This is a genomic window from Devosia sp., from assembly GCF_036406155.1.
In the GTDB taxonomy this organism is placed as follows: domain Bacteria; phylum Pseudomonadota; class Alphaproteobacteria; order Rhizobiales; family Devosiaceae; genus Devosia_A.
This window is the reverse complement of the sequence record NZ_DASWVV010000129.1, coordinates 11,641-32,368: the sequence shown is the minus strand read 5'-3', so window position 1 is coordinate 32,368 and position 20,728 is coordinate 11,641. Positions and strand designations below refer to the sequence as shown.

Below are 20,728 nucleotides of genomic sequence, written 5' to 3'. Positions count from 1 at the left end.
CGCCGCGGCGCTGGCGCTGATGCTGGCGGGGCCGTTCGTCGGCGTGCTCGGCGTCGCCGTCGGCGGGCTCGCCGCGGCCGGCGTGGCCTGGGCGTGGACGCGCGCCTGCCGGCAGTTGCTGGGCGGGCAGACCGGCGACGCCATCGGGGCCCTGCACGCCCTCATCGAGATCGCCGTGCTGACGGCGTTCCTCGTCTTGGTGTGAGCACCGACGTCTCTCGCTTGAACTTATTGGCGCCAGCCCCTTTATAGTGAGGACACCGTCCGGCACGAAAGGCCGCCCATGCTGTTCATCGGCTTCGCCCTCCTGGTCGCCGTCGCCCTCGCGCTGCTGATCAGCGCCGATGCGGGCAGCCTCGCCGGCCTGACCCAGGACCAGACCGGCCAGCTCATCCCGCTGGTGATCCTGCTCATCGTCTTCGCCGCCGGGGCGTTCACCCAGCGGCGGCGGGCGGCCGAACTTCTCGGCAGCCTGGCGCTGTGGGGCGGGCTCTTCGCCGTCGCCATGCTCGGCTATGCCTATCGCGACGATCTCAGCGGGGTTGCCGCCCGCGTCTTCGGCGACCTGCTGCCGGGGACGGCCATCGTCGACTCCGAGAACGGCACGGCGACCTTCCGCCGCGGCGGCGACGGACATTTCCGCATCAAGGGCAGCATCAACGGGGCCGGCATGACGTTGATTTTCGACACCGGCGCCAGCGCCGTGGTGCTGACCCACGCCGACGCGCAGCGGGCCGGCATCGACACCGGCAAGCTGCGCTTCGACATTCCTGTGTCGACCGCCAACGGCACCGGCCGCGCCGCGTCCGTGACGCTCGACCGCGTCGAAATCGGCGGCATCGCGCGGCGCCGCGTGCGCGCCTTCGTCGCCGAGGCGCACGCGCTCGACACCAGCCTGCTGGGCATGAGCTTTCTCGAGACGCTGAGCCGCTACGCGGTCAGTTCCAACTCCCTCGAACTCACCGACTGATCGAGCGCCGCGAAGGCGCGCAGGATGAGTTCCGGCCCGGCTCCCCTGCGGCAGGCGTCGACGCTGAGGATCTGGCGGAACTGGCGGGCCCCGGGCCGGCCATTGGCGAGGCCGAGCATGTGGCGGGTGACCTGGTTGAGCCGCACGCCCCTTGCCAGCTGGAGTTCGGCGTAGTCGGCCATCGCCGCGACGATCGAGGCGAGCGCGACGGCCGGCGATGGCGCGCCGAAGATGCGGCGGTCCACTTCGGCCAGCAGCAGCGGCTCGTGGTAGGCGGCGCGGCCCAGCATCACCCCGGACACGTGCCGCAGGTGTTCCTCGGCCGCGTCCAGCGAGCCGATGCCGCCGTTGAGCAGCACCGGCAGGGGATCGAGACGCTGCGCCAACCGGTATACCCGCGGATAGTCGAGCGGCGGGATGGTGCGGTTCTCCTTGGGGCTCAGTCCCTTGAGCCACGCCTTGCGGGCGTGCACGTAGAGCGCCGCGACCCCGGCCCCGGCCATGGCGTCGGCGAAGCGGTCGAGGCTCTCGCCGGTGTCCTGGTCATCGATGCCGATGCGGCACTTGACGGTGACCGGCACGTCGGTCGCGGCGCGCATGGCGCGCACGCAGTCGGCCACCAGCGCCGGCTCCGCCATCAGGCAGGCGCCGAAGCGCCCCGACTGCACCCGGTCGGACGGGCAGCCGACATTGAGGTTGATCTCCGCGAACCCGGCCTCGCCGGCGATGCGGGCAGCCTCGGCCAGTTCCGCCGGATCGGAGCCGCCCAGCTGCACGGCAACGGGCTGCTCGGCCGGGTCGTAGGCCAGCAACTGCTCCCGCCTCCCGTGGATCACGGCGGGGCTGGTGACCATCTCGGTGAACAGCAGGGCACGGCGGGTCAGCAGCCGGTGCAGATACCTGCAATGGGTATCCGTCCACTCCATCATCGGCGCCACCGAGAAGCGGCGTGCGGTTGCGAGGTCATGCGTCATGGGGCCGAGATAGTGGATCGGGACCGAAATGGCCAGCTTTCGCGCCCGCAAAACAAAACCGGGCGCAAGCGGCGCCCGGTTTCGACAGTCTTCGCTGCGCCTGGCGATCAGGCGGCAGAGATGTTGTTCACGGCCATCTTGCCGGTGCGGCGGTCCTCGGCGGTGTCGAAGGAGACCTTCTGGCCCTCCGAGAGCGTCATCATGCCCGAGCGCTGCAGCGCGGTGGCGTGCACGAACACGTCCTTGCCGCCATTATCCGGCTGGATGAACCCGAAACCCTTGGTCTCGTTGTAGAATTTGACGGTGCCCGTTTCCATGGGGAGCAGTCCTTCAGTGCGTCTTGTCGTTTGGGCAAAGCGACTTCAGGTCGCCCGCCCGGCCAGTCGATGTTTGGAGCTTTGATCGTGCGCCTGGCCGGTAACGGGGGCATACGGCCGAATGTCAGCCAAATGTCGATGCGGCGACACATAATTGTCTCCGGTCCAATTTGCAAGGGATTGCGCATCGCAAAGGAAGCGGCATGCGGCCCGCACCCCGCCTTCCCGCCGCCGCGGCTCTTGTGCAGGGTGTTGACAATCGGCTGATTCTTTCTGCTAATAGGAACCATTCGCAACTAGGAATTACCGAATGACGGCCCGCCATCTTGCCGCCCTGGCCCTTGCCGCCGCCCTCACCGCCGCGCTCGGCGGCTGCACGTCGGGCGAAACCGACGCCAGGTTCAAGGTCGTCACGACCTTCACCATCATCGCCGACATCGCCCGCAACGTGGCCGGCGACGCCGCCGTGGTCGAATCCATCACCAAGGCGGGTGCCGAGATTCACGACTACCAGCCGACGCCGCAGGACATCGTGCGGGCGCAGGGCGCCGATCTCGTGCTGTGGAACGGCATGAACCTCGAGCGCTGGTTCAAGAAGTTCTTCGAGAACATCAAGGACGTGCCCGGCGTCGTGGTGAGCGAGGGGATCGAGCCGATGGGCATCGTCGAAGGCCCCTATACGGGAAAACCCAACCCGCACGCGTGGATGTCGCCGACCAACGCGCTCGTCTATGTCGAGAACATCCGCAAGGCGCTGGTCGCGCACGACCCCGGCAATGCCGCGGCCTACGACGCCAACGCCGCCGCCTATGCCGACCAGATCAAGGCGCTCGACGCCCCGCTGCGGGCGCGCCTCGCCGCCATCCCGGAGGCGCAGCGCTGGCTGGTCACCTCCGAGGGCGCGTTCAGCTACCTTGCCCGCGACTACGGCATGCGCGAACTCTATCTGTGGCCCATCAATGCCGACCAGCAGGGCACGCCGCAGCAGGTACGCCGGGTGATCGACGAGGTGCGGGCCAATGCGATCCCGGTAGTGTTTTCCGAGAGCACCGTCTCCGACAAGCCGGCGCGGCAGGTCGCCAAGGAGACCGGCGCGGCTTATGGCGGCGTGCTCTATGTCGATTCCCTCAGCGAAACCGACGGGCCGACGCCGACGTTCCTCAAGTTGCTCGAGGTCACCGTCGACACCATTGCCAGGGGGTTCGGCAAATGACGCTTTCTGCCAACGTGCCGCACGAAGCCTGGCGGCCGGACCCCCTGCCCTCGCTGGTGGTCGAGGACGTGACCGTCGCCTATCCCAACGGCACGGTGGCGCTGCGCGACACCTCCTTCAGCCTCGGGGCCGGCACCATTGCCGGCCTTGTCGGCGTCAACGGCAGCGGCAAGTCCACCCTGTTCAAGGCGATCATGGGCTTCGTCACCCCGGTGAAGGGCCGCGTGACCATCGCCGGCATGGCGGTCAGGGAGGCGCTCAGGCGCAACCTCGTCGCCTACGTCCCGCAGGCCGAGGAGGTCGACTGGAACTTCCCGGTCCTGGTCGAGGACGTGGTGCTGATGGGCCGCTACGGCCATATGGGTTTCTTCCGGCACGCCACGCCCAGGGACCGGCAGATGGTCGACGCCGCGCTCGAGCGGGTGGGCATGGCCGCCTTCCGCAAGCGCCAGATCGGCGAACTCAGCGGCGGCCAGAAGAAGCGCGTCTTCCTCGCCCGGGCACTGGCGCAGGAGGGCCGCATCATCCTGCTCGACGAGCCGTTCACCGGCGTCGACGTCAAGACCGAGGAGGCGATCATCGCGCTGATGCGCGAACTGCGCGCCAGCGGCCACCTGATGCTGGTGTCGACGCACAATCTGGGCAGCGTGCCCGATTTCTGCGACCAGGTGGTGCTGGTCAACCGCACCGTGCTCGCCGCCGGCCCCACGGCCGAGACCTTCACCCAGGCCAATCTCGAGCGCGCCTTCGGCGGCGTGCTCAGGCACTTCCACCTCGAGGGCGAGGAGTTGCACGAGGACCGCGACGCGCGCGGGGTCACCGTCCTTACCGACGACGAGCGGCCGGTCGTCTTCTACGGCGGCTCGCAGCCGGCTTCCGGCAGCCGCCGGGAGGAGGAGGAATGAGCCTGCTGCTGGAGCCTTTCGCCTACGACTACATGATCAAGGCCATCTGGGTCAGCGCCCTGGTCGGCACCGTGTGCGCCTTCCTGTCGGCCTATCTCATGCTCAAGGGCTGGTCGCTGGTCGGCGACGCGCTCGGGCATGCCGTCGTGCCGGGCGTCGCCGGGGCGCACATGCTCGGCCTGCCCTATGCGCTCGGGGCGTTCTTCGCCGGCATCCTCGCCGCCCTGTCCATGGTGCTGGTGCGCCAGCGCACCAAGCTGCGCGAGGACGCCATCATCGGCATCGTCTTCACCTCGTTCTTCGCGCTGGGGCTGTTCATGGTGTCGATCTGGCCGACCTCGGTCAACATCCAGTCGATCGTCATGGGCAACATCCTCGGCATCTCCGACGAGGATGCGCTGCAGGTGGTGATCATCGCCGCGGTGTCGCTCGCAGTGCTGGTGCTCAAGTGGAAGGACCTGATGCTGGTGTTCTTCGACGAGAGCCACGCGCGCACCGTCGGCATTGACTCCAGGGCGCTGCAGATCCTGTTCTTCGCTCTGCTCGCCGCCTGTACCGTGGCGGCGCTGCAGACCGTGGGCGCCATCCTCGTCATCGCCATGGTGGTGACGCCCGGGGCGACCGCCTATCTGCTCACCGACCGGTTCCAGACGCTGCTCGTCCTCGCCGTCGCCATCGGCGCGGCGTGCGCCGCCGTCGGCGCCTATCTGAGCTTCTTCGTCGACGGCGCCACCGGCGGGCTGATCGTCTCGCTGCAGACCGCGGTGTTCCTCGCCGCCTTCGTCTTCGCCCCCCGCCACGGCCGCCTCGCCGCGCGCCGCCGGGCGGCGGCGGCCGCCGCCGCGGAGACGCAGCCATGACGCAACTGTGGAGCTTCCTTACCGAACCCTTCGCCTACGATTTCATGCAGCGGGCGTTCGTGGTCGCGGTGCTGGTGGGCGCGGTGTGCGCCGTCCTGTCCTGCTTCCTCGTGCTCAAGGGCTGGTCGCTGATGGGCGACGCCATCTCGCATGCGGTGCTGCCGGGCATCGTCATCGCCTTCGTGCTCGGCCTGCCGCTCGCCATCGGCGCCTTCGCCGCCGGCCTGTTCTCGGCCGTGGCCACGGGCTATCTCAAGGCCAACAGCCGGGTGAAGGAAGATACCGTGATGGGCATCGTGTTCTCCGGCATGTTCGGGCTGGGGCTGGTGCTGTTCACCCGCATCGAGACCGACCAGCACCTGAGCCACATCCTGTTCGGCAACATGCTGGGGGTAACGATGGGCGATCTCGCCGAAACCGCCGTCATCGCCGGCGGCACGCTGCTGATCGTGCTCATGAAGCGCCGCGACTTCCTGCTGCATGCCTTCGATCCGCAGCACGCGCGGGTGGTCGGGCTGCCGGTGAACCTGCTGCACTACGGGCTGCTGGTGCTCCTGGCGCTGACCATCGTCGCCTCGCTCAAGGCGGTGGGCATCATCCTCGTCGTCGCCATGCTCATCGCCCCCGGCGCCATCGGCTTCCTGCTTACCCGCACCTTCGGCCACATGCTGGCGGTGGCGATGGCGGTCGCCATCGGCGCGAGCGTGCTCGGCACCTTCCTCAGCTTCCACCTCGATGCCGCGACCGGTCCGTGCATCGTGCTCCTGCAGACGGCGGTGTTCCTGCTCGCGCTGCTCTTCGCGCCGCGCACCGGCCTGCTCAGGCAACGCACAAGGGAATCCGCGCGGCCGTGAGGCACGCCGCCGGCCGGAGAGCCACTCACAGCCCGGGTTCTTCGCTCCGCACGACCCGCCAGAGCTCCCGGGAGAAGCCCTCGGATATCTGGAAATCATCAAAGGCGATTGCGCCTTCGGCCCGTTCGAGCCAGATCAGCCTTCCCTCCCCCGTCGAGAGGAGCAATCGCTCGCCGGTACGGTCCACCACGACGGCGGACAGTCTCTGGTCGGCGGGCGACTCGATGGTCAGCTGGTCAGCGGTTCTGACGGCGACACGCTCGGAGCCGCCCGTGACCAGGATGAAAGTCCCCGCCGAGATATCGGGCTTGTCCGAATAGGCGTGATAGTGATCGCTCATTGACGGTCCTCCTGCGCGTCTTGCCCGCCGCGTTCGTCGGCGATCTCGCCGATTTCCCGTCCGGCGGGTGTGATTGCCAAGTGGCGCGCGTCGGTGTCTGCTTCTGCGAGCCCACGCGAGACGAGGAAAGCGACAGCCGTCTCCATATCGCGACTGCCCAGCGACCCCAAGGGGACAGGGCCCTGCGCCAGGTGACGCAGCAGGTGGTAGGCCGGCACCGGCACATGTTCCAGGCGCACGCCGACGACATGCACGGCCCGCAGTCGCACGGCCGCCTTGTAGAGCAGGCGGGCGAGCTCGTCATGAGACAGGTCCTCGACTCGGCCGGCGGCCTCCATCAGTTGATCCGAGAAGGGTCTCTTATCGTCCATTCCGCACCTTCCGCAGGCCCGCGCTCGTCGTGCTCGCCTCTGGTCCGGCGTACCCACCATTAGGACCTGCCGCCGGTTTGCCGCCGGTGACGAGCAGACGGGCGACCACTTGGACCGCGGTCAGGCGCCGCTTCCTTACCGCCAAGTGGCGGCCGCTGGAGGAAGCCTCGGGCGGTAGCCTCTATTGACGAGGATCGGGGTGCCAACGATGGCCGAACGTCACCTTACATGGGCGGGGTACGGCCCGATAGCAAGATTTCGGAGCGAATACGCCCGCCTCTCACAGCGCGCGGGCGCATCAGCGGCTAGCCCTTCACGTCCTCAATCGTGACCGGTACGGGCACGCGCGCCAGCCGGCGCTCGCGCAGCCAGATATAGAGGCCCGACAGGATGATCACCGGCGCCCCGAGGAAGAACCAGACGTCCGGCGGCTGGTTGAACAGCAGCCAGCTCACGGCGGCCATGTAGAGAAGCTGCAGGTAGTTGAACGGGCCGAGTGTCGACGGCGTCGAGTAGCGATGGGCGACGCTCACCAGCAGGTGGCCGACCAGGCCCGAGGCCCCGACGGCAACAAAGGCGAACCAGGCGGCGCCGTCGGCCGGCCAGACCCAGCCGTCGAAGGCGAACGGGGTGATGCAGGCCAAGGCGATGGCGCCGGCATAGAACTGCTGCGTGGCGGCGGAATCGACGCCGGCCAGCTTGCGGGTGAAGATCGAATGCAGGGCCGCGCAGCCGGCCGCCAGCAGCGACAGCAGGGCCGCCGGGTGGAAGGCCTCGCTGCCCGGCCGGGTGATGATGAGGATGCCGCAAAAGCCGACGGCGATGGCGAGCCAGCGGCGCCAGCCCACCCGCTCCCCCAGCATCGGCACCGACAGCGCGCACACGATCAGCGGCATGGTGAAGGTGAGCGCGCCCGTGACGGTCAGCGGCAGGAACCTCAGGGCGAGGAAATTGAGCCCGGTGAGGCCCAGCAGGGCGAGGCCGCGCAGCGCCTCGATCCGCCAGTTGGCGGTGATGAGCATGGCCCGCCCCTGCGTCGGCAGGAAGATCGCGAGCAGCAGGACCACGTGCACGAAATAGCGCACGAAGACGACCTCGGCGACGGGCATGCCCTGCACGACGAGCCACTTGGCCGACGGATCGAGCAGGACGAAGAACAGCTGCCCGAGCAGCAGGATGCCGATGCCGTAGGAGGCGCGCTCCTCGATCGGGGCAATGGTACGGGACATATGCAGATCCGGACGCCGCAGGAGGGACGGCCCCCAACCGATGTGGGATTGCCGCGCCTATGTCAACCGGACGCCGGCAGCCATTTGGCGTAGTCGGAGACGAGCAGGTGCCAGGGCTCCTCGTCCTCCTCGATGCCGCCGAAGCGGGCGATGCGCGGATCGTCGAAGACGTTGTCGGTGGTGTCGTCGTTGACCGTCGACACCTCGCCGATGAAGACGTCGCCGTCCTCGCCCCAGAAGGCGTGCCAGTGCTCGTTGGGCATCAGCGTCACGCTCTCGCCCGGCTGCAGCCGCAGCTTGCTGCCCGGCGGCAGCTCGCGGCGGATGCCGTCGGTGAGGACGGTCGTGCCCTTGGTCCTGTCGCACTGGCCCCCGGTGTCGCCGTAGAGCTCGATTACCAGCGTGCCGCCGCCACGGTTGATGATGTCCTCGGCCTTGAGGTTGTGGCGGTGCATGGGCGAATACTGGTCCTGCCGGGAGATCATCGCCTTTTCGGCATAGAGCATGCCCCTGCCCTTCTCGAGGTCGGCGACATTGCCGTTGCGGACCGTGAACAGGAACAGCCCGGTCCTGTCGAACTCGCCCAGCCCGTAGTCGGTGATGTCCCAACCCAGCCGGGCGTCGATGATCGCCTGCGCCTCGTGCCTGCGGGCCCTGAACTCCGCCGGCGACCAGTAGGCGAAGGGCGGCAGGACATAGCCGAAGGAACGGATGAATTCGTCGCTCTCGCGCATGATCTGGTTGACGCGGCTGCGCTTGATGGATGGGGCGGTCATGGCGGCCTCCTAGTAGGTGTCGCGAAGATGGCGGATCGTGAGGCTTTCCGCCAGTGCCGCGCGCGTCACCGTCGCCCCGAGCCGCGGGGTGAAGCCGAGCCTTGCCGCGCGCCCGGGCAGCAGGGTGAACGCATTGTCGGAGAAATAGCCCGGCACGTCGACGCTGGCGGTCACGAAGAAGGCGGGCCTGTCGGTGGTGAGCGTCAGCACCGGCGCCTCGTCACTGCCCGACCAGCTCGCCTCGAACTTCGCGCGGGCAGGCTCGTAGTACTTGTACGCCTTTGGGAAATAATCGTTTTCTCCGATTGGCCTGCCGTCCCCATCGCGCCAGGAGAAGAACAGGAATTCGCCCTCCCCGAGTTCGGCCGGCGGAATGCGCGCGACGACGCCGGCGGCGTCGGGCGAGACCGTCGCCCGGCCGGCATGAAGGGTGCGCGATGTTCCCGACATGTCGACAGCGAGCACCTCCAGGCTGATCGCGGCCGTCGTCGCGGTGTCGTTGATCGCCGTGAGCCGGATATCGCCCGTTTCCCTTTCGGGCACGGCCACCACGCTGAGCGGCAGGAAGAAGCGCCGCGCCATGTAGTGCAGCAACTTCCACTGCCCGCCGTGGTCGAGGCTGGACCAGCTCGCCACCGGATAGGTATCGTTGAGCTGCCAATAGAGCGTGCCCATGCAGCGGGGCTTGGTCGAGCGCCAGTACTCGATGGCGGTCTTGATGGCGAGGCCCTGCTGCACCTGCGACAGGAACACCATCTGCTCGAAATCGGACGGGAAGCGGAAATAGCGCGTCATGGTCTCGAGGATGCGGGCATTGCCGCCGGAATTGCGCTGGTGGCTGTCCATCACCGGCGCCGACGGATTGCGGTCCTCCGGCCGGGTGAAGCTCTCGATGACGTTCATCGAGGGAAAGCTCTGGAAGCCGAACTCGGAGGCGAAGCGCGGGTTGACCTCGCGATAGGCCGAAAAGTCCTTCGCCTCGTGCCAGACGCTCCAATAGTGCATGTCGCCGCGCGTGTCGGCGTGCCAGCCATCGGAAAAGTCGAGATAGCCCAGCGACGGCGACGACGGCCAGAAGCGGCGCGACGGGTCCTCCTCGGCGACAATGTCGCCGAGCATGGAGTTGAGCCGGTCATAATTGGCGATGTAGCGCTGTGGGTCGGCCCGCGTCTCCGGATACCAGCCGAGCGAGCCGATGACCTCGTTGTCCCCGCACCACAGCGCGATCGAGGCATGGTGGCCGAGGCGGCGCACCTGCTGGGTGATCTCCACTCGCACGTCGTCGAGGAAGCCGCGGTCGGAAGGGTAGCTCATGCAGGAGAACATGAAATCCTGCCAGACGAGCAGGCCGAGTTCGTCGCACAGATCGTAGAACCAGTCGGGCTCGTACTGGCCGCCGCCCCAGACGCGGAGCATGTTCATGTTGGCGGCCCTGGCGCTTTCCAGCAGGTCGCGCACGGCCTCGGGCGTGATGCGCGCGGGGATGGCGTCGGCGGGGATCCAGTTGGCGCCCAGCATGGTGACGTCGCGCCCGTTGATGCGGCACTTGAAGCTGTGGTCGATCTCGTCCTTCTCGATCACCCACTCGAGCCGGCGCAGCCCGATGCGGCGCGTCGTCACCTCGCCGTCGAGCGTGGTGGCAAGGGTGTAGAGCGGCTGGCCGCCCTGCCCGTTCGGCCACCACAGCTTCGGGTCGCGGATGGTGAACTTGTGGGTGAAGACGTTCTCGCCCGGTCGCACGGGAACAAGGCCGCCGAGGCGCTGGCCGTCGATCTCGTGACTGAGTTCAACCGATCCTTCGGCAAAGGCGAAAACCCGAGTCGTGACCGTGAGTTCGACCGCTTTGCTGGCATGGGCCTGCACCACCGTGACGCTCTCCTGGCGGGCGAGGCGGGAGCGGCGGATGGCCATGCGGCCATAGACGCCGGTCGGCATCAGGCAGATGCCCCAGTCCCAGCCGGCATGGCAGGCGGGCTTGCGCACGAAGTTGAGGTGCACGCCCTCGAGCCCGTTGCTCAGATAGTTGGTGGTGAAGGGCAGCGGGAAGGGATGGGCCTGCGCCCGCTCCTTGGCCACCCGCCGGGTGATGGCGAATTCGATGCGCAGCGTGTTGTCGCCGGCCCTGACCTTGCCGGTCACGTCGATGTCGTAGCGGATGAACGTGTTCTGCGTCGCGGCGACCGCCTCGTCGTTGAGGAAGACCGTGGCGATGCAGTCGACGTTTTCGAGCGTCAGCGTCAGGTAGCCGTCGATATCGGCCGCGTCGGCGCGGAAGCGCCGCTCCATCGTCCAGGCGGTATCGTTGACCCACATCACCGCCTGCTCGTTGGCGCCGAAATAGGGATCGGGGATTTCCCCGGCCGCGAGCAGCGCCGTGTGGACGTCGCCCGGCAGGGTGACCTGCGCCTTCGTGGCAAAAGTCGGCGACGACAGCGCGTAGCTGCCCGCGAGGCTCAGTTCCGAATAGCCCGGCGCCATCGCCGGTGCGGCCGCCTCCGCCATGCGTGCCCCCCGCTGGCCGCCGTTCCGGGCCGGGACCCGGCGGCGGCCGATTGTTGCGCCGGCCGCTTGTGGGCCGGCGATGCAATCGATTGCATCGCCTCGCTTCGAGCCGGAGTCGGCACCGCTGCCAACGCGTCGGGCCGTGGCCGCTCCCCTACTCCGCCGCCTCCTCGGCCGCGTCGACGTCGATGAAGCCGCCGGACTGGCGCTGCCACAGCCTGGCGTAGTGGCCGCCCAGTTCGAGCAGCTGGCCGTGCGCGCCCTGCTCGACGATGCGGCCGCCCTCGATCACCACCAGCCGGTCCATGGCGGCGATGGTCGAGAGCCGGTGGGCAATGGCAATCACCGTCTTGCCCGCCATCAGCCGCTGCAACTGCTCCTGGATCGCCGCCTCGACCTCGGAATCGAGCGCCGAGGTGGCCTCGTCCAGCACGAGGATCGGCGCGTTCTTGAGCAGCACGCGGGCGATGGCGATGCGCTGGCGCTGCCCGCCCGACAGCTTGACGCCGCGCTCGCCCACATGCGCCTCGTAGCCCTTGCGGCCCGCGGCATCGGCCAGCGTGGCGATGAAATCCTCGGCCTCGGCGAGGCGTGCCGCGGCGGCGATCTCCTCGAGCGTGGCGTCGGGACGGCCGTAGGCGATGTTGTCGCGCACGGAGCGGTGCAGCAGCGAGGTATCCTGGGTGACGACGCCGATATTGGCGCGCAGCGAGTCCTGCGTGACCGTGGCGATGTCGACCCCGTCGATGGTGACGACGCCGCTCTCGCGGTCGTAGAAGCGCAGCAGCAGGTTGACGATGGTCGATTTGCCGGCGCCGGAGCGGCCGACCAGCCCGATCTTCTCGCCGGGCCGGATGTGCAGGTCGAGATCCTCGATGACGCCGCCGCGCTTGCCGTAGTGGAAACTGACATTCTCGAAGCGGATGTCGCCGCGGGTGACGGTGAGCGGCGTCGCGCCCGGCGGATCGCTCACCACCCGCGGCAGCGAGATCGAGGAGATGCCGTCGCGCACGGTGCCGATGTTCTCGAACAGCTGCGTCATCTCCCACATGACCCACTGGCTCATGCCCTGGAAGCGCAGCACCAGCGCCATCGACACGGCCAGCGTGCCGGCCGTCATCTCGCCCTGCAGCCACAGCCAGATGCCCACCGCTCCCACGGCGCCGAGCAGGGTCATGTTGAGCCCGTAGATGCCGAAATTGAGAAGGGAGAACATGCGCATCTGCCGGTGGACCGTACCGAGGAACTCGTCCATCGCGGCCTTGGCATAGCCTTCCTCGCGGCTGGAATGGCTGAACAGCTTGACCGTCGCGATGTTGGTGTAGCTGTCGACGATGCGGCCGGTCATCGACGAGCGCGCGTCGGCCTGCTGCTCGGAGATCTTGGCGAGCCTCGGGATGTAGCGGCGCAGCAGCGCCACGTAGATCGCCAGCCAGACGACGAAGGGAATGGCCAGCCGCCAGTCTCCGCTCGCCGCCAGCACCACCGCCCCGAGGAAGTAGACGGCGACGAACACGGTGACGTCGAGCAGCTTCATCATCACTTCGCGCACGGCCAGCGCCGTCTGCATCAGCTTGGCGGCGATGCGGCCGGCGAACTCGTCCTGGAAGTAGCTCATCGACTGGCGCAGCAGGTAACGATGCGTGAGCCAGCGGATGCGCTGCGGGAAATTGCCCAGCAGCGTCTGGTGGATGACGAAGGAGTTGAGCGTCACCAGCCCCATGAGGACGAAGAGTGCCGCCGCCATCAGCGCAAGCTTGCCGCCTTCGGCGGCGAGGAAGGTCGCCCGGTCGGCGGCCGACAGCCAGTCGACGAGATTGCCCAGGAACCCGAACAGCATGACCTCGCCGGCGGCGATCGCCGCCGACAGGCAGGCCATCAGCAGCAGCCATTTCTTGGCGCCGGCGGAATAGTGCAGGCAGAAGGCCACCAGCCCCTTGGGCGGCTGGGCCGGGTCACCGCCGGGATAGGGATCTATCCGGCGCTCGAACCACTGCATCACACCCACTGCATCCTCCAGCATCGACGAAAAAGGTGATGGCGCTGCGCCCAGGGCGGGCGGCGCGGCCCTGCCGTCCCGCAGGGACGCAAGGAATGGCCGAGACAGTTGCCAGCCGCATAGAATACACGCAATGGGTTGAGTCTGCTGTTGCGGCCACGCCACATCGAGGCGAACAGGTTGCGCGACACGAGCTTGCGGAGTGACCGATGCGTACCGATGACGAGCACATGATTTTTCTTAGGGACTATGCCCCCAGCCCCTACGCCATCGAAAAGGTCGATCTCGACGTGCGCGTCGCGCCGAGCAAGGCGGTGGTCCGCGCGCTGCTCACCATCGTGCCGCGCGAGGGCACCGAGCCGGGGACGCCGCTGGTGCTCGACGGCGAGGAGCTGAAACTTCGCTCCATCGCCATCGACGGGCTGCCGCTGGCGCTGACCGCCTATGCCGAGACGCCGCTGACGCTGACCATCGGCGAGCCGCCGCCCCGGCGCTTCGTGCTCGAAACCGAGGTGGAACTGGAGCCGGAGAAGAACATCCGGCTCATGGGGCTGTACCGGTCCGGCGGCACCTGGTGCACGCAGTGCGAGCCCGAGGGGTTCCGCCGCATCACCTGGTATCTCGACCGGCCCGACGTGCTCGCGACCTTCCGCGTGCGCATGAGCGCCGACCCGGCGCTGGCGCCGGTGCTGCTGGCCAACGGCAACCCCGTCGAGCGGGGCGAGAATCCCGACGGCACGCACTACGCCGTGTGGGAGGATCCGCACCCCAAGCCGGCCTACCTGTTCGCCATGGTCGCGGGCGACCTCGGCTCCATTCACGACAGCTTCACCACCATGTCCGGGCGCCGGGTGGCGCTCGCCATCTATTGCGAGCACGGCAAGGAGGATGAATGCCGCTACGCCATGGATGCGCTCAAGCGCGCCATGGCCTGGGACGAGCGCCGCTTCGGCCGCGAGTACGATCTCGACGTGTTCAACATCGTTGCCGTTTCCGATTTCAACTTCGGCGCCATGGAGAACAAGGGTCTCAACATCTTCAACGACCGGCTAGTGTTCGCGCGGCCCGAAAGCGCCACCGATGCCGACTATGCCGGCATCGAAGGCGTCATCGCCCACGAGTATTTCCACAACTGGACGGGCAACCGGATCACCTGCCGCGACTGGTTCCAGCTCTGCCTCAAGGAAGGCCTAACCGTCTATCGCGACCAGGAATTCTCGATGGACGAGCGCAGCCGCGCGGTCGGGCGCATCGAGGACGTGCGCAAGCTGCGCAACGTCCAGTTCCCCGAGGATGGCGGCCCCCTCGCCCACCCGCCCCGTCCCGACCGCTACCGCGAGATCAACAATTTCTACACGGCGACCGTCTACGAGAAGGGTGCCGAGATCGTGCGCATGCTGGCGACGCTGCTCGGCGAGGCCGGCTTCCGCAAGGGCATGGACCTCTACTTCGAGCGCCACGACGGCGAGGCCACCACCATCGAAGCCTTCCTCAAGGTGTTCGAGGATGCCAACGGCGTCGACCTTGGCCAGTTCGGCCAGTGGTACCTGCAGGCCGGCACGCCCGAGGTCACGGTCAGTGACCGCTTCGACGCCGAAACGCAGACCTACGAGCTGACGCTGACGCAGCGCACGGCGCCGACCCCGGGCCAGCCCGACAAGCAGCCGATGGTGGTGCCGGTCCGTTTCGGCCTCATCGGTCCCAATGGCAGCCCGATGGGCTGGAGCCGGGTGTCGGGCGCCACCGTGCGCGACGACCTGATCGTGCTCGAAGGCGAAACCGCGACGCTGCGCTTTGAGGGCGTGCCGAACCGGCCGGTGCCCTCGCTGTTCCGGCAGCTCTCGGCGCCGGTCAAGGTCGTCTCCGGCGCCGGGGCGGAGGACAAGCTGTTCCTCGCCCGCCACGACAGCGATCCCTTCAACCGCTGGCAGGCGCTGCAGGACGTGGCGATGAGCCTCATGGTCGAAGCCGTCCACGGCCGCAACTGGGGCAGCGGCCAGGTTGACGCTCTGGCGCGGGCGCTCGCCGACACCGTCGCCTCCAAGGGCCTCGATCCGGCCTTCAAGGCGCATGCGCTGTCGGTGCCGGGCGAAACCCTCGTGGCCCGGGCCATCGGCACCGACGTCGATCCCGACCGCATCCGCGAGGTACGCATCGGCCTCATCGAGGACCTGGTGCTGAGGCTGCGGGAGACGTTGCGGCAGGCGTGGCGCGACAGCACCGCCCCGGCCGCCTATGCCCCCGATTTCCGCCAGGCCGGGCAGCGCGCGCTCAGGAACGCGGCGTTGGCCATGCTGGTCGCCGGCGACGCGGCGAGCGCCCCGCTCGCGCGCGAGCAGTACGAGGCCGCCCGCAACATGACCGACCGCTTCGCGGCGCTGTCGGCGGCCGTGGCGGCGTGGACGGCGGATGCCCCTGCCCTGCTCGGCGACTTCCGCACCATGTACACGACCGACCCGCTGGTGTTCGACAAGTGGCTGGCCCTCAACGCGATGGCGCCGGACGGGGCCGTGGTGGACCGCCTCCAGGCGCTGCTGGCCGATCCCGCCTTCCCGCGCAACAATCCCAACCGGCTGCGCGCGCTGGTCGGCACGTTCGGCATGAGCAACCCCACCCAGTTCGCGCGGCCGGACGGCGCCGGGTTCCGCTTCGTGGCCGAATTCGTGGCCGATGTCGACCAGCGCAACCCGCAGGTGGCGGCCCGCGTCCTCACCGCGTTCCGGGTGTGGGAGAGCTACGAGGCGGTGCGGCGGGCTGAGGCGGAGAAGGCCCTGAAATCGCTGCAGGAATCAGCAAACCTCAGCCGCAACACGGCGGATATCCTGACGCGCACGCTCGGCGGTTAACAAAAGCTTACGCGTGGAAGAATTTTTCACCGCGGCTAAGTGATTCAGCCGACTCACGAATCCGGCCGGTGAGGTCGCCGGGCCCGGAGACCCCTCTGGACAGCGGGCCGATCCCGATTCAGATTTGTCGTGCGGGGCAAATCATTTCGGGTCGTCCCCTACAGCTTTCTTGGAGTGGTCCATGCAGTCGGCGGAGGAATCCGGCGTCAGTGCGAAGGGATTCGGCTTGTCCGGACTTGCGGACGGCGCGCAGCACCGGCTGCCGGCCCTGCTGCAATCCCCGCTGCGCCATCTCGCCGACATCTCGCCGCTGACGCTGGCCGTGGGCGCGACGGCCCTGCTCGCCGCCATGCTGTTCGTCGTTGTCGACACGGTGCGCACGCAGGAGGACCATCGCCAGTATCAGATGCTCGCCGCCCACGTCGCCGCCCTCTCCTTCGAGCCGGTGGCGGCGGCGGGCGAGGCCGAAGTGCCGGACGGGCTGCTGCAGCGCGGCGCCGGCGCCTTCGGCCTCGCGCTGCTGGTCACCGGGCTCGCCTGGCGGCGCCGGGAGCGGCCGACCAGCGCCGATGCCGGGCTGGTCCACGCGGTGCTGGGCACCATCCCCTTCGGCGTCGCCTTCTGGTCGCAGGCCGGCCGCCTGGTGCTGTGCAACGAGCGCTACCGCGCCCATCTCGGCGCCGGGCCGGAAAGCCGCCCCGGAGCGAGCTACGTCGCCTCGCTCCGACGGCTGCTGCAGGGCGGCGATCCCCAGGTCGTGGCCGAGGACGACAGCGGCCGGCTGCTCGAGGTCACCGGCTCGGGCGGCAGCTGCCTGCTCGTCGACGAGCGGCCGCTGGCCGGGGGCGGCTTCGTGACCCTGGTGACCGACATCTCCGAGCGGCGGCGCACCGACCGGCTGCTGGCCTCGATCCGCGAGGAGCAGCGGCTATTGGCCCGGCGCTACCACGAGGAAAAGCTCCGCGCCGAGGCGGCAAGCCGCTCGAAGACCTCGTTCCTCGCGCATCTCAGCCACGACATCCGCACCCCGCTCAACCACATCATCGGCTTTGCCGACCTCATGCAGCAGCAGCCCTTCGGCCCGCTCGGCGATCCGCACTATCTGGGCTATGTCGAGGCGGTGAAATCCTCGGGCGAGCGGCTGCTCTCCTTCTTCGCCTCCATCCTCGAGCTGGCCGAGCTGGAAGGCGGCCAGAAGCCGCTCAAGACCGAGCTGTTCGCCGTCGACGACCTGCTGGTCGCCACGGCGCGCCGCTTCCAGGGCCAGGCGCAGCGGGCCGGGCTAACGCTGCGGGTCGGCGCCGTTTCGGGCGCCCGCATGCTCGGCGATCGCTTCTCGCTCGAGCGCATGCTGTCGAATATCGTGGAGAATGCGCTGCGCTTTACCCCGCACGGGGGCAAGGTGACGATATCCGCCTTCGCCGCCACCGACGGCGTGGTGCTGGAGATCACCGATACCGGCATCGGCATGTCGGAGGAGCAACTGGCCCTGCTGTCGCAGCCCTTCGCCTTCGGCGACGCCGGCCTCGCCCGCGGGCACGGCGGCGCCGGCCTCGGCATCGCTATCGCCCGCGCCATTGCCGAGTTGAGCGGCGGGCGCCTCGCCATCGACAGCCGCATGGCGCTGGGCACGACGGTCGCCATCTCGCTGCCGGCCGAGGGCATGGAGCAGGCGGAAGCGGCCTGACCGGCCCGCGCCCCGGTTATAAGCTTTCCGCGAAATCCTTATAACTCAGCCGCCTTGGCGTACCACGCGTCAGCCGCTTCCCGCACCTCCGCCTGCATGGCCGCGAGGTCGGCTTCCAGCCGGTCGAAGCTCGGGGCGTTGGTGAGCCGGGCCAGCGTGTCGCGAAAGCCGGCGGTCCAGCCCTCGTCGCGGAACGGCTCGACGAGCGCCGCGCTCATCACCTGCAGTACCGTTCCGTAGGTGGCGTGAATCTCGGCCAGGCGCTCGCCCTGGGGCAGCAGCCCGGTCACCGCGAGGCGCCGCAGCGTTGCCGCCGTCGAGGCCTGCGGCGCCGACAGCGTCCGGCGCGCCACCAGTTGCGCCGACTGCGCGATGAACTCGAGGTCGACGAGGCCGCCCGCGGCGAGCTTGAGGTCGAAGGGGTGGCGCGGCGGCCGCTCCCTGGCCAGCCGCGCCCGCATGGCGACCACGTCCTCGATCGTCCTGGCGGCGTCACGCGGCCGCGACAGGATGTCCTCGATGGCGCCGGCAATGGTTTCGCCCAGCCCGGCGTCGGCCACCACCACCCGCGCCCGGCTCAGCGCCAGATGCTCCCAGGTCCAGGCGTGCTCCTGGTGGTAGGCGACAAAGCCGGGCAGGCTCGTCGCCAGCGGGCCGGCATTGCCGGAGGGCCGGAGGCGCATGTCGGCCGCATACAGCACGCCTTCCGAGGTCGGGGCCGTCACCGCCGTCACCAGCCTTTGCGTCAGCCGGGTGAAGTAGTGGTTGAGGGCCAGCGGCTTCTCCCCGCTCGACTCCTCGGCGTCCCCATTGGCGTCATAGAGCACAATGAAATCGAGGTCCGAGGCGACCGTCATCTCCCGGCTCGCCATCTTGCCGAAGGCGAGCAGGGCCGCGCGGGCACCGGGGACGACGCCGTGGCGCCGCTCGAACTCGCGCCGGACGGCGACGAACAGGTGCTGCAGCAGCGTTTCGGCCAGTGCCGTGAACTGCTCGCCGGCGCGCTCGGCGGTGAGCGTTCCCGACAACAGGCCGGCAGCGATCAGGAACTTCTGCTCCTGGCCGATGATGCGGGCGCGGTCGATGACCTCCTGGTAGTCGCGCGCCTCGCCGAGGAAGTCGGCGACCTTGGCGACCAGCACCGCCGGCCGCCGCACCTCGTCGCCGAAGGCCGGGTCGATCAGCCCGTCCATGACATGGGCGCGGTGGATGACGGCCTCGGCCATGCGCGGCGCCGAGGCGAGCAGCCCGACGAGCAGCGTGCGCAGCCGTTCATGGTTGCGCAGCAGCGCCATGAGCTGCACGCCGGACGGCAGGCGGGAGAGGAAATTGTCGAAGCGTGCCATCGCCTCGTCGGCGTTGCCGGTGGCCGCGAGGGTGCGCAGCAGCGCCGGCAGGAGCTCGGTCAGGTGGGCGCGGGCGGCGGCGGCGCGGGTTGCGGCGTAACTGCCATAGTGCCATTTGCGCACGGTCGCCGACACCCTCGCGGGATCGGCGAAGCCCATCGCTGCCAGCGTCTCGAGCGTCCCCGGGTCGTCGTCGCTGCCGGTAAAGACGAGGTTGCCTTCGCCGCTGCCCAGCGTCTCGCCCTCGCGGAACAAATTGGAGTAGTAGTTGACAACCAGGGTGAGCGCCGCGCGATAACGCTCTTCGAATGCAGCCGGATCCGCCATGCCCATGAGGCCGGCGATGACGGCCACCTCATGTGGTGATTCAGGCATGACATGGGTCTGCTCGTCGTGCCGCATCTGCAGCCGGTTCTCGACCGCGCGCAGGAACCAGTAGGTGGCGGTGAGGTCGGCCGCGGCCTCGGGCGTGATCCAGTTGGCCGCCGCCAGCGCCGCCAGCGCCGCCGCCGTGGGGCGCACGCGCAGGCTCTGGTCGCGTCCGCCGGCGATCAGTTGCTGCGTCTGGGTGAAGAACTCGATCTCGCGGATGCCGCCCAGCCCGAGCTTGACGTTGTGGCCCGCGACGCGCAGGTCGCCGACATGCTTGGAGATGTTGATCTGGCGCTTCATCGCCTGGATGTCGGCGATGGTGGCGAAGTCGAGGTGCTTGCGCCACACATAGGGGGTGAGTTCGGCAAGAAACGCCTCGCCCACCGCCCTGTCGCCGGCGCACGGCCGCGCCTTGATCCAGGCGGCCCGCTCCCAGTTCTGACCGCGGCTCTCGTAATAGGCCAGGGCCGCCTCGACGGCGAGCGCCACCGGCGTCGAGCCCGGATCGGGCCTCAGCCTGAGGTCGGTGCGGAAGACGTAGCCGTGCTCGGTGCGGTCCTGCATCAGCGCGGCCAGCTTCTGGACGATGCGGGTGAAGACCTTCGTCGCCTCGAGCCGGTCGGCGAGCGGGGCATGCTGGGGATCGAAGAAGGCGACGATGTCGATGTCGCTGGAATAGTTGAGCTCGCGCCCGCCATGCTTGCCGAGCGCGAAGATGGCGAGGCCGCAACTCGCGCCGCGCACCTGCGGCGTAGTGAAATCCCCGCGTGCGGCGGCCCGCCTGACGAGCACGTCGAGCCCCGCCTCGAGGGCCGCATCGGCGAGGTCGGCCAGCGCGGCGGTGGCCTGCGCCGTGCTCCAGCTGCCGGCGGTTTCCGCCACCGCCGCCAGCAGCGCCACGCGCCCCTTGGCCACGCGCAGGACCTTGCCGACATCGTCTTCCGTCTCGCTACGGCGGCCGGCCTCCGCAACCTCGGCCAGCACCCCGGCAAGCGCCGCGTCCGGAGAGTGCCCCTGCGCCGCGGCGAACCAGTCGGCGTGACGCACCGCCAGGTCGGCGAGGTAGGGGGCGCTGGCGAGCAACGTATCGAGCGGCACGGACATGCCTCAGGGATAGCCGGGCCGTCGCCGTACGTGCAACTGCCAAGTGTCGGCCCTGCCCGTCCT

At 68.8% G+C, this 20,728-nt stretch carries 17 protein-coding genes; 8 read left to right on the top strand and 9 right to left on the bottom strand.

Features of this window, described 5'->3' with window-relative positions; all coding sequences use genetic code 11:
* On the top strand, positions 1-205 hold a 205-nt coding region (locus tag VGD93_RS08295; protein ID WP_395011015.1), incomplete at its 5' end, for an adenosylcobinamide-GDP ribazoletransferase.
* Between the two features lie 78 nt (positions 206-283).
* Entirely contained in the window at positions 284-970 is a 687-nt protein-coding gene (locus VGD93_RS08290; RefSeq protein ID WP_395011014.1) for a retropepsin-like aspartic protease family protein, read from the top strand.
* On the opposite strand, the gene dusA is transcribed toward VGD93_RS08290, so the two are convergent.
* Positions 931-1,944 carry a tRNA dihydrouridine(20/20a) synthase DusA gene (dusA, locus tag VGD93_RS08285; RefSeq protein ID WP_395011012.1) on the bottom strand — a complete coding sequence of 338 codons (1,014 nt, stop codon included), beginning with the start codon at positions 1,942-1,944 and terminating at the stop codon, positions 931-933. The genes VGD93_RS08290 and dusA overlap by 40 nt on opposite strands.
* 107 nt (positions 1,945-2,051) lie before the next feature.
* Entirely contained in the window at positions 2,052-2,261 is a 210-nt protein-coding gene (locus tag VGD93_RS08280; protein WP_395011011.1) for a cold-shock protein, read from the bottom strand.
* 310 nt (positions 2,262-2,571) lie between these two features.
* Between VGD93_RS08280 and VGD93_RS08275 the strand changes: the two genes are divergently transcribed.
* The 4 genes from VGD93_RS08275 to VGD93_RS08260 are packed head-to-tail and all read left to right on the top strand — an operon-like array spanning position 2,572 to position 6,093.
* Complete coding sequence (locus VGD93_RS08275; RefSeq protein WP_395011010.1) at positions 2,572-3,474, top strand: metal ABC transporter substrate-binding protein; 903 nt, start codon at positions 2,572-2,574, stop codon at positions 3,472-3,474.
* Positions 3,471-4,379: a manganese/iron ABC transporter ATP-binding protein gene (locus VGD93_RS08270; protein ID WP_395011008.1), complete on the top strand. Its 909-nt coding sequence runs from the start codon at positions 3,471-3,473 to the stop codon at positions 4,377-4,379. Before VGD93_RS08275 ends, VGD93_RS08270 begins: the two co-directional genes overlap by 4 nt.
* A complete protein-coding gene (locus VGD93_RS08265) occupies positions 4,376-5,239 on the top strand; it encodes a metal ABC transporter permease (protein ID WP_395011007.1) in 864 nt (287 codons plus the stop codon). Before VGD93_RS08270 ends, VGD93_RS08265 begins: the two co-directional genes overlap by 4 nt.
* Entirely contained in the window at positions 5,236-6,093 is an 858-nt protein-coding gene (locus tag VGD93_RS08260) for a metal ABC transporter permease (protein WP_395011005.1), read from the top strand. The genes VGD93_RS08265 and VGD93_RS08260 overlap by 4 nt, the downstream gene beginning before the upstream one ends.
* Positions 6,094-6,118: 25 nt before the next feature.
* Here VGD93_RS08260 and VGD93_RS08255 read toward each other — a convergent pair whose 3' ends face one another.
* From VGD93_RS08255 to VGD93_RS08230, 6 genes are all read right to left on the bottom strand, one after another.
* Positions 6,119-6,433 (bottom strand): hypothetical protein, encoded by a 315-nt coding sequence (locus tag VGD93_RS08255; protein ID WP_395011004.1) that lies wholly within the window; start codon positions 6,431-6,433, stop codon positions 6,119-6,121.
* Positions 6,430-6,804: a hypothetical protein gene (locus VGD93_RS08250; protein WP_395011002.1), complete on the bottom strand. Its 375-nt coding sequence runs from the start codon at positions 6,802-6,804 to the stop codon at positions 6,430-6,432. The genes VGD93_RS08255 and VGD93_RS08250 overlap by 4 nt, the downstream gene beginning before the upstream one ends.
* 305 nt (positions 6,805-7,109) lie before the next feature.
* The gene (locus VGD93_RS08245) at positions 7,110-8,033 is read right to left on the bottom strand and encodes a DMT family transporter (protein ID WP_395011000.1); all 924 of its coding nucleotides are present in this window, start codon (positions 8,031-8,033) and stop codon (positions 7,110-7,112) included.
* A 62-nt stretch (positions 8,034-8,095) separates the two neighbouring features.
* Positions 8,096-8,794: a D-lyxose/D-mannose family sugar isomerase gene (locus tag VGD93_RS08240; protein ID WP_395011019.1), complete on the bottom strand. Its 699-nt coding sequence runs from the start codon at positions 8,792-8,794 to the stop codon at positions 8,096-8,098.
* A gap of 24 nt (positions 8,795-8,818) precedes the next feature.
* A complete protein-coding gene (locus tag VGD93_RS08235; protein WP_395010998.1) occupies positions 8,819-11,311 on the bottom strand; it encodes a beta-mannosidase in 2,493 nt (830 codons plus the stop codon).
* Positions 11,312-11,465: 154 nt separating this feature from the next.
* Entirely contained in the window at positions 11,466-13,313 is a 1,848-nt protein-coding gene (locus tag VGD93_RS08230; RefSeq protein WP_395011017.1) for an ABC transporter ATP-binding protein, read from the bottom strand.
* A 206-nt stretch (positions 13,314-13,519) separates the two neighbouring features.
* Between VGD93_RS08230 and pepN the strand changes: the two genes are divergently transcribed.
* Together pepN and VGD93_RS08220 are read left to right on the top strand one after the other, a co-directional pair.
* Positions 13,520-16,156, top strand: coding sequence for an aminopeptidase N (pepN, locus tag VGD93_RS08225; RefSeq protein ID WP_395010996.1), 2,637 nt, complete (start codon positions 13,520-13,522; stop codon positions 16,154-16,156).
* A gap of 226 nt (positions 16,157-16,382) precedes the next feature.
* Positions 16,383-17,843 (top strand): PAS domain-containing sensor histidine kinase, encoded by a 1,461-nt coding sequence (locus VGD93_RS08220; RefSeq protein WP_395010994.1) that lies wholly within the window; start codon positions 16,383-16,385, stop codon positions 17,841-17,843.
* Between the two features lie 38 nt (positions 17,844-17,881).
* Here the strand turns inward: VGD93_RS08220 and VGD93_RS08215 are convergent, their stop codons facing one another.
* Entirely contained in the window at positions 17,882-20,665 is a 2,784-nt protein-coding gene (locus VGD93_RS08215) for a bifunctional [glutamine synthetase] adenylyltransferase/[glutamine synthetase]-adenylyl-L-tyrosine phosphorylase (protein ID WP_395010992.1), read from the bottom strand.
* Between the last annotated feature and the right edge of the window lie 63 nt (positions 20,666-20,728).

Coding starts and splice junctions, on each gene's coding strand:
- VGD93_RS08290 (WP_395011014.1), top strand. CDS start 284: ATGCTGTTCATCGGCTTCGCCCTCCTGGTCGCCGTCGCCCTCGCGCTG.
- dusA (WP_395011012.1), bottom strand. CDS start 1,944: ATGACGCATGACCTCGCAACCGCACGCCGCTTCTCGGTGGCGCCGATG.
- VGD93_RS08280 (WP_395011011.1), bottom strand. CDS start 2,261: ATGGAAACGGGCACCGTCAAATTCTACAACGAGACCAAGGGTTTCGGG.
- VGD93_RS08275 (WP_395011010.1), top strand. CDS start 2,572: ATGACGGCCCGCCATCTTGCCGCCCTGGCCCTTGCCGCCGCCCTCACC.
- VGD93_RS08270 (WP_395011008.1), top strand. CDS start 3,471: ATGACGCTTTCTGCCAACGTGCCGCACGAAGCCTGGCGGCCGGACCCC.
- VGD93_RS08265 (WP_395011007.1), top strand. CDS start 4,376: ATGAGCCTGCTGCTGGAGCCTTTCGCCTACGACTACATGATCAAGGCC.
- VGD93_RS08260 (WP_395011005.1), top strand. CDS start 5,236: ATGACGCAACTGTGGAGCTTCCTTACCGAACCCTTCGCCTACGATTTC.
- VGD93_RS08255 (WP_395011004.1), bottom strand. CDS start 6,433: ATGAGCGATCACTATCACGCCTATTCGGACAAGCCCGATATCTCGGCG.
- VGD93_RS08250 (WP_395011002.1), bottom strand. CDS start 6,804: ATGGACGATAAGAGACCCTTCTCGGATCAACTGATGGAGGCCGCCGGC.
- VGD93_RS08245 (WP_395011000.1), bottom strand. CDS start 8,033: ATGTCCCGTACCATTGCCCCGATCGAGGAGCGCGCCTCCTACGGCATC.
- VGD93_RS08235 (WP_395010998.1), bottom strand. CDS start 11,311: ATGGCGGAGGCGGCCGCACCGGCGATGGCGCCGGGCTATTCGGAACTG.
- pepN (WP_395010996.1), top strand. CDS start 13,520: ATGCGTACCGATGACGAGCACATGATTTTTCTTAGGGACTATGCCCCC.
- VGD93_RS08215 (WP_395010992.1), bottom strand. CDS start 20,665: ATGTCCGTGCCGCTCGATACGTTGCTCGCCAGCGCCCCCTACCTCGCC.